The sequence below is a fragment of the Pseudomonas sp. MT92 genome, assembly GCF_058792515.1.
In genome coordinates this window covers 181,220-193,030 of sequence record NZ_JBXAFA010000014.1, presented here as the reverse complement: position 1 = coordinate 193,030, position 11,811 = coordinate 181,220, and the positions used below count along the sequence as shown (strand labels likewise).

Annotated in this window: 7 protein-coding genes; all 7 read right to left on the bottom strand. The window is 53.4% G+C overall.

Features of this window, described 5'->3' with window-relative positions; translation table 11 throughout:
* Positions 1-12 precede the first annotated feature (12 nt).
* The 7 genes from AC1Q6D_RS25000 to traV all read right to left on the bottom strand — a co-directional run bounded on the left by AC1Q6D_RS25000 (position 13) and on the right by traV (position 11,778).
* Entirely contained in the window at positions 13-504 is a 492-nt protein-coding gene (locus AC1Q6D_RS25000; RefSeq protein WP_103403688.1) for a S26 family signal peptidase, read from the bottom strand.
* Complete coding sequence (locus AC1Q6D_RS24995; RefSeq protein WP_050682332.1) at positions 497-817, bottom strand: hypothetical protein; 321 nt, start codon at positions 815-817, stop codon at positions 497-499. Before AC1Q6D_RS24995 ends, AC1Q6D_RS25000 begins: the two co-directional genes overlap by 8 nt.
* Positions 814-3,216, bottom strand: coding sequence for a type IV secretion system protein TraC (gene traC / locus AC1Q6D_RS24990; RefSeq protein WP_050682333.1), 2,403 nt, complete (start codon positions 3,214-3,216; stop codon positions 814-816). Before traC ends, AC1Q6D_RS24995 begins: the two co-directional genes overlap by 4 nt.
* Positions 3,217-3,906 (bottom strand): DsbC family protein, encoded by a 690-nt coding sequence (locus AC1Q6D_RS24985; protein WP_178083117.1) that lies wholly within the window; start codon positions 3,904-3,906, stop codon positions 3,217-3,219.
* A gap of 118 nt (positions 3,907-4,024) precedes the next feature.
* Complete coding sequence (locus AC1Q6D_RS24980; RefSeq protein ID WP_256590172.1) at positions 4,025-10,807, bottom strand: Ig-like domain-containing protein; 6,783 nt, start codon at positions 10,805-10,807, stop codon at positions 4,025-4,027.
* A gap of 69 nt (positions 10,808-10,876) precedes the next feature.
* Positions 10,877-11,218, bottom strand: coding sequence for a TraA family conjugative transfer protein (gene traA, locus AC1Q6D_RS24975; RefSeq protein ID WP_492618485.1), 342 nt, complete (start codon positions 11,216-11,218; stop codon positions 10,877-10,879).
* Between the two features lie 35 nt (positions 11,219-11,253).
* Positions 11,254-11,778, bottom strand: a complete 525-nt coding sequence (gene traV / locus AC1Q6D_RS24970) for a type IV conjugative transfer system lipoprotein TraV (RefSeq protein ID WP_103403689.1) — start codon at positions 11,776-11,778, stop codon at positions 11,254-11,256.
* Positions 11,779-11,811 lie beyond the last annotated feature (33 nt).

Sequence of the window (11,811 nt, the reverse complement as noted above, 5' to 3'; positions counted from 1 at the left end):
CAGCAGTCCGACCTACCATATCGGGTACGCCTTACCAATAACTTCGCTCTGACCGACATACCCCCAATACCTGGAATCAAAACTGTCTGAGGAGGTTCCCATAAACCAGAATTTGTCGAGCGGTACAATCTCGTCTCGCACATACCGGGTTGTTGGCATGTCCAATTTATCGGCCAACAAAAGCCCCTGCCCGCGAACCGTTCCATTGATAGAGATCTGGTCAGTATTCACCGTGACGCGATCGCCCGTAACGCCACGGGCGTACTTTATGATGACAGTACCGTTGCGAAAGTATGGCTCCATCTGTGTTGATTTGAACGCATAAATACCGTCGCGCTCGACAGACGTATTGTGCTTATCAATGATAAACACACGCCAATCTAGACAAGTATTTTTTTGCGGATCAATACCTACTCCATAGCGCGTGGTCACATACAGGCTTGCCGCAACCATTAATGCTGTTAGTGGCAAAGCACGAATCATAAAACGCGCGTGCTTATTCATCCTTCGCCCTCGAGGTTTTTTCTTCTTCCTGAACAGGAGAAGGCACCTCTAGATCCGGCGGGTATGCGGTCAACGCACGCGAATCAATCACTACGAACCCCGCCGCCGCAAGCTTATTTGCCGAAGCCCGCAGCTGTTCATAACCAGCTTCCGCCTTCTCGGGCGAATCGAGAGTAGCGCGGCCGGCTACAACATCATAATTAACCACCGCAATTGGCGTACCGGAATCCTGAACTTTTATGAAGTCATGACCAAAAACCACTGCAACTGCCACAACCAAAGAAACAAATGCGTTTAAAAGAATATCTTTCATGCTGCCACCCCACGATCTCGCATAACGGCATTAATCGCCTCAGCTGTATTCAGCCCTTGGCCGATGTAAATATTGATGTCGCTGACATCTTTTGGTGTTGTCGAATAAAGCAACTTCGAAAAGTTATCTACGGTGAGACGCCCAACCCCGGTGCCTTGCTCGGTCTGAAAGAAGATCTCTGAATACTGGCCCCGAATGGTATGAACCGATTTGAGGATGCTGAAGCCACCCTCACTGAGCGCCAAACGCCCTTCCCGCTTGATCATGTTGATCGCGTCAGGCTTTTGCCCAAGCAGGAAACTATTCGCCGAGTTTTCTGCAATGGCACGGCCCGTAGGGCTTGCATACAGGTCATTTACGGACTGCGTGATAGTGATGGCTGCGCCGTTGTACTTACGGAAACGCCGATAGCCGTGCTCAATAAACTTGGCCACGTCGCCCTCAGTGAGCAACGACCAAGCTTCGTCGATTACAACGATTTTCTTTCTGTCCCGATCGCCCAGGAACATAGCCTGCTGGATTTGGTAGATCAGCTGCAGGAGGACCACTTGTTGAAGATGCTTCCGCCCCTTCAATTCCTCCAATTCAAGAACCGTAAATGGGTTCTTGAAATCGACGTTGTTTCGGCCGTTAAAGTACTTGCCGTACATACCCTTCGAGGTAAACGGGAACAGTTGCTTGCCGATATCCTGGATCCGGGAGTCCTTGTCCGCCAGAAGTGATTGCTCGACGTCATCGACAATCATTTGACGCCCTTTGGCGTCCCAGACCATTGCGCAATGCTGACGAAGACCGGCGATTTGCAAATCGATCAGCGGTTGTGTCGGCGCCGCCATTGCGCAGAGCAAGCCAATCAGAACGTCTTCTTCATCCTGGTAAACTTGCACCAACTCGAACGGGTTCAGGCAGATGTGCGATTCGGGCGTAAACTCGATAAAGTCCCCACCAAACGCCTTGGAAAGCTTTTCATACGACCTACCAACGTCAATAACCCAAACTTGGGCACCTGCTGATTGATAGGCGGTGATGAGATAGTTTGTTAGGAACGACTTACCACTCCCGGATTGGGCTGCGACCGTGGCGTTATAGTTTGTTTCTGAGTCAAACAGGCAATAGGACATCAACTGCCCATTCCGAGAAACAAACTGCATGATCGGTGAACCAGTACCCTTCCAATCCCCATAGATTGGAAGCAACGGCAACGCATGGGTGATGGCCATCGTCTTATAGCGGTAACTTTCGTCGATAGCTTTGCGGTCGGCACCAAAGGGAAGAGCATTCAAGAACAACGGAAGAACGAAGTATTTGTCCTCCAGAAGGGTGAATTGTCGAATACCCAGATAGTTTCGCGCTTCCGACGTCGCACGCACCAGACGGTCCCGGTCACTGGAAAAAATGACCACCGTCATGTTGCACCGGACCACTGCCTCACCCTCTTCAATCTCTTTGAAGAGGTCATCCATGCCTTGTTTCTTTGCCCCAAGCTTTGGCACAAACTTCAGAAGCGGTCCGTATGCCTGGTTGTTTGCCCATTGACGCTTGGTACTGAGCTTGTCTTTCGCTGCTTGCTGTTCAGGAAAATACACCGTAAAGCTGATCAAGCAGTTTTCGCGGATGCCGTTAGCACCAGTCAGCAAATCGCCGAGGTACCACGCAGCAGCCCCCTGAAGCGTCTGCCGAGGAAATTTTTTGACGCTCAGCGTTTTTACTAGCGTGTCACCGATTTTAAGGTGATCGCTGAAAACCTCGACGGTTCGGTCGTAGTCGAGGATTTGGCATTTTAACGGTTTGTCATCTTCCGCTTCGGCATGCATGCGATCCCGCCAAGAAGCTTGTTGGCCTTGGTTCAGGATCGAAGACATGATCTCCAGGTAGAGGTGATTGGTCAGTGCTTGCGGAGCAAAACCGATGCTTTTAAAGGTGGAGTCAAACTGTGCCCGCAACTCCGACAGGGTCTGAATTTCCTTTTCGGACGGCAGCACGTCATCTATCGGCATGACTACGGTGATCAGTACGTGAATTTCACGAACCTTGATCCCGGAGTAATCATCGATAGGTTTTAAGGTGCCATTTACCAGGTAGCTTGCCCGGCTTTTAATTGCCTGGTGTGCGATGTTGTCCTCACACCCCAGCCGCATCCTGAGCATGCTATTTACTTGGGAGTTGATATTTTGTGACGGAAACAAATTGAAGTTGATTGTCGTGCCCGCGGGCCAGGCCTGCTTCATCACAGACTTGAGCTGATCACCTTCCTTCCCGTCACTGCCAGGCAAAGGCCGGCACAAGAACGAAAATCCAACCGAGTTATCATCCATGACGAAATATTTTTTGTCGTCGTCATAGGCGATCACACTCAGAAGGTCGGCTAATGGGTAGTTTGCCTTGGCATAAGCAGTCACTTAATTTGCTCCCATCAGCCAGTTTGAGAGGGTTCCTTTCTCATAACCATGCTTGATCAGTCCATCATTCCTGATCATGAATGGAACGCCTTTCACACCGAACATCTGAGCCGAAATAATCCGCTTGCCGATTGGCGAGGTGTCACAGTCGTTTCCGCGCTGATCGATTACCTTTGGCTTATCCTTGCCTGTTGCAATATCGAATGCGGCGGCTTTGTCTTTTGCGCAGAGCAGACTTCGAACGATCTTTGCGCTTTCGTCACCTAGTGCCGGAACTTCAACAATCTTGAAACTGTAACCATCGACTTTTTTCAGATCGGAAATAAGGTTGGCGCAAGAAGGGCAAAGTGGGTCTGTAAAGACGACGACAGTTTTGGAGCCGGATCCGACAGTAAAGGGAACCAGATCTTCAATATTGAATTTGATTTTCTGGAGGTCAATGTACTTGGAGGCTTGCTCGGCCTCTTCGAGGGTTGTTATTTCCTTCTGCGCCCACGTGTCATACATGGATCCGCGGAACACGAATCGCCCGTTATCGCTAACGAAGGCCATTTTCCCGTTCTTTACCGCCGCGATCATTCCGTTGATTGGCATCGGTGCGGTTTGATTGTGCTGGCCGTCAACCGGCTCGGCAGCCAAAGCGCATGCAGACGTGGCCAGCAGGAGGGGGAAAAAGATTCTTCTGAGCATGAGGACACCTCGATTTCGATGTCATCAGGCTAGAGAACTTGCCTCCCCGTTAGGTTCGAATCTGACCCTGTAGCAGGGTCAAAAATGAAGGGCGCCCAATGGCGCCCTCCTTTTTGCATCACCAGGTAACTGGCGCTGAGTCCTCCCCTGAATCGTCAGTAGCGAACAGGACGATTTTCGGTGCGTCTGGGTAGGTTCGCTTCGAGATCGTGATTGCCGACCCTCCCAGTCCTTGTACCTTGTCGTTCACGTACCAGTTATGCCTCGCGATTCGCCCATCTGGATCCGTGCATTTGGCAAGTGCAGACCACGCGGATCCGCCCTCCTTCACCTGCAGTTCACAAGTGGGTGGCTGGTTCTTCTTCACATCGATCTCAACCTTCCCATCTGAGCCCTTGTTCATCTGGGTTTCAATTTCGAGGTCTACCTGATACTGCCCCTCAGCCGGCAAGGTGGCCCTGGCATAGCGAGAGCCTCCCGTATCGATCTCTTCGCCGTTCAACTTGTACTTCAGGCTGGTGATCCGATCTTTAGGGTGGCCACCAGAAATCTGAGGTCGAATCATGATGCCCAAAGGCGCCCGGGAAGCATTGTTGTCACCATTCCACAGCAGATTGATGGTCCAAGGGGGTGGTTCCTTGAAGGTCATCTGGCGCTCAACCAAGCTGTAGTTGCCTCGTGCATCGTAGACATGGACCTTGAAGGGGTACACGGCGGGCTCGAGGATATTGAGCATCCTGAGAACCATGGTGTCGTCTTTCACGACTTCGTACCCAGGCATCGTCGGCATTTCCCAGTCGTAGTACACGCCCTCAACCGCTTTGAACTCACCAATGTTCCGTACGCGCAGTGAGAGCTCCGCCGGGGCGTATTCTGCGCTGAAGGTTGGCTGGATAGCCCATTCAGGCCAGTCATAGATCCAGAAAGTGATGCGCTGCTGCGTGATGCCCTCTCCTCCACGATCGCGATAGCCGTCAATCCAAGCCCTGTAGCTGAGGTAGGTCTTTGCATCAGTAATGTCGGCATCCACCGGCGTGTATTTGGCCTCTTGGCCAGGCACGATCGTTGTACCGTCAGGCATGATGAATTCCCCGCCCATGGTCAGGTCCATGTTTGGGTATGGCATCAGCATATTTGCTACCCAGGTAGCCTCCTTCCCGACCTCAGGCCGGCGCGGACCAATCAGTTGCACCCGTGGTGGTCTGATTTTCCGGAAAGCGACACCAGATCGGAGGACCTTCCATACGTGAACATCGTCAGCTGGTGCGTCCTTGTAACGCATGCGCGCATAGACGCTCACTCGCTGCTCTGTACTGCGTGTTTGGATGTTCGTATCGGTCCCAAGCGCCCACGTCTTACCGCGATCCAAGCTCCATTCAACCTCGATATTTGAGAGGTCAATTGGTTGGGCATTCAACTGCAGAACTCTGAACCGGGCAGATGCATCCAGGAAGGTATTCCCTGGCCCCTTCAACACTCCTTTCGGGACGTTGTACACAATGATTTCGATCTCATCGGTCATCGACTTAGCCCCAGAGTTTTTATTCGTGAGCTCTGCGCGGACCTTGTAATTGCCCTTCAGCAAGGTCATGGCGATCCTTTGCGGCGTCCGACTCTTGTTTGGCAGTTCGACCCACGGGCCGCCCTCAGTCGACAGCTCCCAGCGAACCGCCCCAAGGTCCTTGGTCCACGCTCGATTGGTCACATCAGCAAACAGCGTCACGCGCAGCGGGGCTTCACCCGTCAAACGAAGTGACCTGATCGACCCATCGAGTGCTGCACCATTCAGGATTGCGAGGCTTAGAGGTCGAGGCGATGTGCGAGTGACCTTGTACTCTGGCACAGGAGATATGACTCGTGCTTCGGCGTAAATGCGCAGATTTTTACCGGCCAACTCTTCAACAGGTATCGCAAAAGCAGTATGGCCGGCACCGTCAGTCTTTTGCCATGGCGCCAGCTCCGTCACCGTGTTCCACGATGGCTTAAGAATGAGGCGAATCTCCCATTCTCCCATCCTGTCCGCCGAGTAGGTTTTTTTAGTGTCGAACGCATCCCCTATGGTCACCCCTACTTCAAGGCTTTCCGTTGAAAGAATCTTTCCGTTCTGGTTGTCGATGATTGGCACAACACTCTCGTCAGGAACGGCCAGGACATCGGCTTCTGTGTGAGTCGCGATATCCGGCAGAACCTTGTACGCAGCGTCTACGTGGAGCTTCCTCATTTGCCACAACGCATCAAACGGCGCCGTGTAAATCCGCCGATAGATTTTGCTCGTCGCGCCATAGGCTGGAGCTGCATCTTCGGTTTGTTCCACGCCCAGGTTTAGGTTGTGCTTGAGCATCAGCCTTGCACTTACCGACTGGATCACGGCGTCACCGATGTACGCGCCCTCAAGCGGCGAGGTCAGGAGTGTGTCGCTGACTTTCGTACTGGACTCATAGGTAACCGTCGCCTGGCTCGGTTCAATCGCGGTAAAGGTAAAAGTGTCGGGACCAAGATCGATTTTTTTACCGGATGGCGTGAACACGGACAGCCTCCAGCTCGACGTGTTGAGGCCGAGCATAGTTGCCGTTCCCTGGAGGTATGGTCGCTCCCAGTTTGGACGAACTACCATCCCCACAGGGATTTCAGTCCATTCAAGCAGGCACAGGGGTTTTGTAGAAAACGACGCAGCTGCTGAAATCGCCCGGCGCTCGATAATCGTTAGATCGCATGGAGGCCCTACCTGCTGGACGTACTCAACATCCAAATCCTCGACTTTGTAATACGCCGTCGTGAATGGATACTTAGGTCCGACTTTCACAGCGCCAACTGGGGAAACAAATTCGGCAGACTTGGTGTAAGTCGCCAACAGACTTTTTTCGCCATCGGCGCCGACGATGTAGGAAGTCACCTCGATCGGGTACGTACCGACATCAGTAGCGGTCCCAATCATCGCCAAAGTCGAGTCACTGGACAAATCCTTGAACTCTGGCAGTTTCTGTGTGAACTCCAAAAGGCAAACAGGATTGTCATAAGGGTTACCGTTCACCGCAGAAGCCTGGCGAACTGTGTTCAAGCACACGGTGTTAGACGGTTCGAACTGCGCGCGTAATGTTTGTAGACCCAGAGGAGCTGAATCGGCGGTTGTCTTCACCGCACCTTCAAGCTTCCACACCTCAAAGGGTATTGCGTAGGCAGTGCCCGTCAGGTCCCCTCTTACAAGCAGTACCCGGCCATGACCACTGGCACTCGGTTGGATACCAGCCAATGCAGATCCAAGCGCGTCCGCAGTGAAATACTCCACTGACAACCGGGTGCCTTGACTCGGCGCCAAAGGCCTCCTACCGATACGCAAGCCAACAGTTGAGGACTTCTCAACCACCGCGACAATGTCGCTGCCCAGCGCCGCTATAGCGTCCTTATCGGTCAGCAGCAAGCCTGGTCGGCCATCCACGCGCAGAAACTCTTTGGTGATGGCTGGCGTGGCCACTTTGCTACTCGTGAGCTCTTGAACCGGTAATTGATCGATTACGCTGTCGATACTCTTGGGCACCAACCGCACAGGCACGATCACCGACAGACCGTCCTGATCCGTCACTTTGACGGTCATGGTTGTTTCAGTTCGCCCATCGGTCTTGAAATTCAACATATCGTTATTGAACCAGGCGAAACCGTGCCCTGGTTGTGACTGCACTTCGATGGTATGCGATCCCCAGAGGTTATCGTCGATGGCAGCCAGACGTTGCTTGCCCCCGATGCCCTCGAAGAAATACACGGTGTCCGGTGTCACACCAGATGGCGGAGTGTTTTTCCGCAGAACTGCTACCTTGGCCACGCTCTCGACGTATCTTCCGCCCACGTCAACGACTCGGAAGGCAAACTTGTCATTGCCAGTGTATTTTGCTTGCGGGGTGTACACGTACCCATTCGCCCCGGCCACCACGGAACCGTGCTCCGGCTGAGCTATCACTTCGTAAGTAAATTGATCCCACGCATTTGGGTCGACCACCGTCGGGCTTACTTCAGCTGACGGCGTGTTCTCGTACGTCTGGATATTGAGCGCTGCTGTCTCAGGCTGAAGATTGTTCTTGGTGACACGAAGAGCCACCACCCCTTGTACGGAGAGCCCGCCCAGGTCGGTTGCCTCGACCGTAACGATGTCATCACCGATGAAGTCTTTTTTCGGTGTGTAGATCAGTCGGTTATTTTCAGTCGAAACCGTGCCATTTGAAGGTTGCGCTTTGACCACCAACTGATGCTTACCCATGTCATACAGGTTTTTATCAATGATGACTGGGTAGTACGGTGCACTCGTGGTGTTCTCTCGAACCGTTATGCTGCCGGTCAGCGACTCGGGCGCGACGTTAGTCCGACGTACAGTCACGTAAGCCAGCCCACTCACTCTGGCGCCAGCGACGTCGTACGCTGAAATGGCGAAGCGATCAGAGCCAACCCAATTCGGAGCCGGCGTATAGACAACCTTGCCACTTACTACCGCAGCAGTACCAGCAATAGGACTCGAGTCGACCGTGTAGGTGAACGTGTCAGTTGGATTTGGATCGACGACGACGGGAACGCCACTTACCGGCGTGGACTCTAGGGTATCAAGAGTCAAATCGACCGAGGTTGGTGGGAAATTCTTGGGCACCACATTCACAGTCGCCAGCCCAACGACTTCAGCGCCGGCAACATCTCGAGCGATGAACTTGAAGGTTTTCACACCGCTGGCGCCATACGGGGCATGGTAGATGATGCGGTTGTTCACCACCTCCGCGACCCCAGTCATGCTCTGGATAGGGATGGTAAAAGTATGCATCCCAGCGTCGTACAGGTTCTCATCAACTACAGTCGGCAGCGCGGGGCTCGACGCCTCACCCTCGTTAACGCTGATGGCCACGCTCGCAGACGTAGGAGCGTAATTGGTTTTGACTACATCGATTGTGCCTTGCTTGATATCCGACTCAAGACCCGCCAAGTCCCGCACCTTGTAGGTGAACGTAGCCGTTCCAAGATAACCCTGCACAGGTGCAAAGGTTAACGACAAGCCATTGACTGTTAGCACGCCGGCCGCCGGATCAGGCTGCTGAACAATGATGATCGTATGGCTGTCAGGGCTATCGGGGTCGAAGGCAAAGCTCTGGTCAGCCTGGACAATAAAAGATATTGCTTGAGGCGCCGACACCAAGCCACCTGGGTCAGTAGCAACTACGTAAGCGGTCGCGGTACCGACGAATCCCGCCGCAGGCGTGTAGGTCAATCGATTACCGCTTATGCTCAACGTCCCAGATGCGACCGGGACAGTCTGAGAAATGGCAAAGGCAAGTGGCGTGTCATGGTTTGGATCGGTGGCCATGAGATCTAACACCACAGGTGTACCGGTAGCGGTATAGGCCTGAGCGGGAGCGACGACAGGCTTCTTGGCAACTGGCAGCACCTTGATCGTCAGTTCACCAGGTGCAGACACCAACCCGAACGAGTCTTTTGCCGTGTACGAAATGGATCTTGTCCCAACGAATTCTGGGTTAAGAGCAACCGACAAGGTTGTCCCAGAAAAACTAAACGATCCAAAAACCGCATCTTGAATTGACGAACTACTGAGCGAGTAACTGTCGCCGGCATCGGGGTCAGTCACCACAAGGCTGAAGGTCGAAGAGTCGCCCTGATTCAAGGTCAGAGTCCTGGTTTCCACCACTGGCTTGTCTGGTACCGCCACTACAGTGATTGACACCGTGGCTGGAAGCGAAGCGCCACTGTCAGCATCGACCACCACGACAGAACACTCCGTTGTCCCGTTCCAGTTCTTCGCCGGTGTGAAGACAACTTCATCCCCGTCAATACCACAACCGCCAGCACTAAGCGGCGGTTGTTTATCAATTAGAAATCGATATGGGTCCTTTCCGTCAGGATCCGCATAGACGATTTTGGCCCTGCCCTCGCTGTCCTCGTTGGCCACGATGGATATCGGAGTGAGAACAGGCGCGTCATTTTCAGGCTGGATGATGACGCTAATGGTCATCACCTCACTCTTAGCGTTTGCACTGTCTACCGCACTGATTTTGATGGTATCGGAACCGTTCCAGTCTTTTTCGGGAACAATTCTGAGAGAGTGAAGGTCCGGCTCAACCAAAGCGGTAACGTGAGTTCCCTGCGCCTCCACCACCAACCGGTAAATGTCGACCGAGTCTGGATCTTGAACAACAGGCACGTATACAAGGGGCTTGTCCTCGACCCCGATTGCAGGGTGGGGAATGATCATCGGCGCATCATTTACCAGGCTGGTAACTACGCGAACCGTCGCCGCATTGGAAAAGTTACCGGTGGTGTCCTTGCCTCGATAGGTGAATGACGTAACGCCAGACCATTGCGGAAATGGCTTGAAGGTGACCGCGGACCCGTTCAACAGGAACTGTCCGATGTCCTTCGAAGGCATATCCAGGAGTTCGAAGGACTCAGCCTGGACTCCCGCACCTGTGAGGGTGAGAGGGATAACCAGTGTTTCGTCCTCGTTATTGAGCACCTCCATGTCATCGGCATGTGGTTGGGTTTTCTTCGCTTCAACAATCGTTTCCGCGAGTGCTTTACCGACGCTGATAACCAAAGGTCCGGTGAATCCTTGCGGCAATGCGGCAGCACCCGTACAGCTGAACGTCTCCTTAGTTCTTACCCCTTCGCACTTGCCAATGTTCGCGCCCTTTGGCGAGCCAACATTGATCGGAAGACTGTAGGAACCTGTAGACGAACATCCGACGCGGTTCAAGGCATAAGTAACACTGAGTGTCTCGCCCACGACTGCTACAACTGGATTCAATGACAGCGCCTCTCCACTCTCAACGCATTGCGTCGCAGCTAGGAGCTGAGTCGAAAAGACAGCCGACATCAACGTCACCGCAAGAAGGCCTGTCGATTTAATCCAGTTCACAATTATCTTCCCGATCCTGGTTTGAAAACCCAAAAGCCGGCAACGGCCGGCTTTGTTAGTACTCGTTGCTTAGTTGAGAGAGTGCGCAACCGGGAGGGTGGCGGTCATGATCGACTCGATGATGGTCGGCGTGTTGTACAGGCCAACGCCGCCGCCAACGCCGGTAGCAAACGACATGATCGACTGACGTACGATGCCGGATACGATCCCGACCAGGACCATTGAGCCTGCCACGACCCGCCCCAAGGTTCCCTGCATCCAGTCCGTCAGGGTTACCCAGATTGAGTCGAAACTGTCACCACCGGTGCCGGCGAGTGCGTTGCTTGCTGCGACGGTGAGCATCAGTGCCACACCGAACTTCATTACGTCCTTCGTGCGCCGGATTTGGCTTGGGGTCATGCTCATTTGCATGGTGTATCTCCTAGGTCATGCTGGTTGGGGAATGTTTAAGTTGCAGGTGAAGAGGTGTTCTTCCTCGACTCCAGTGGCCGAATGGAAGGTGTCGGTTTAGGCGCCGGCGTACCAATTTCCCAACGGCGCGGTTCAATTTCCGTGTAGATGAATCCAGGCACGTTCAGGTCGCCCGAATCGGACTCCCACGGAGCCACCCAGACGCGCATGACAGTGGCCTGCGAACGAATCGGAATCGGGTTACGGGCTGGCTTCGGAACGACATAGCGCTCGCCAGCTGCGATATGGGGCTGCACCGCGGGGAGAACCTCCTCAATCGACTTGCCCTCTTTTATCGCCTGGTCCTTGGCCGACTGGTTCTGCTCCACTACTTGGCGAAAATTCTCGTTTTCAGTCAGCTGATAAACATCGCGAGCGGACATACAGGTCACACCGTCTGGCATGCCCTTACAGGAGTACTCAGACTCACCAACTTGCAAAAACGAGCAGCCGGTCATGGCCGCGGCCACTGTTGCCAGGGCCAAAAATCGGAAAGCATTCACCGCTGAAATCAAATTCATGATTGAAGTATCCAAATATGTTGTTAGGTGCAG

Excerpts from the sequence above, each read along its gene's own strand:
- AC1Q6D_RS25000 (WP_103403688.1), bottom strand. The coding sequence starts at position 504 with ATGAATAAGCACGCGCGTTTTATGATTCGTGCTTTGCCACTAACAGCA.
- AC1Q6D_RS24995 (WP_050682332.1), bottom strand. The coding sequence starts at position 817 with ATGAAAGATATTCTTTTAAACGCATTTGTTTCTTTGGTTGTGGCAGTT.
- AC1Q6D_RS24985 (WP_178083117.1), bottom strand. The coding sequence starts at position 3,906 with ATGCTCAGAAGAATCTTTTTCCCCCTCCTGCTGGCCACGTCTGCATGC.
- traA (WP_492618485.1), bottom strand. The coding sequence starts at position 11,218 with ATGCAAATGAGCATGACCCCAAGCCAAATCCGGCGCACGAAGGACGTA.
- traV (WP_103403689.1), bottom strand. The coding sequence starts at position 11,778 with ATGAATTTGATTTCAGCGGTGAATGCTTTCCGATTTTTGGCCCTGGCA.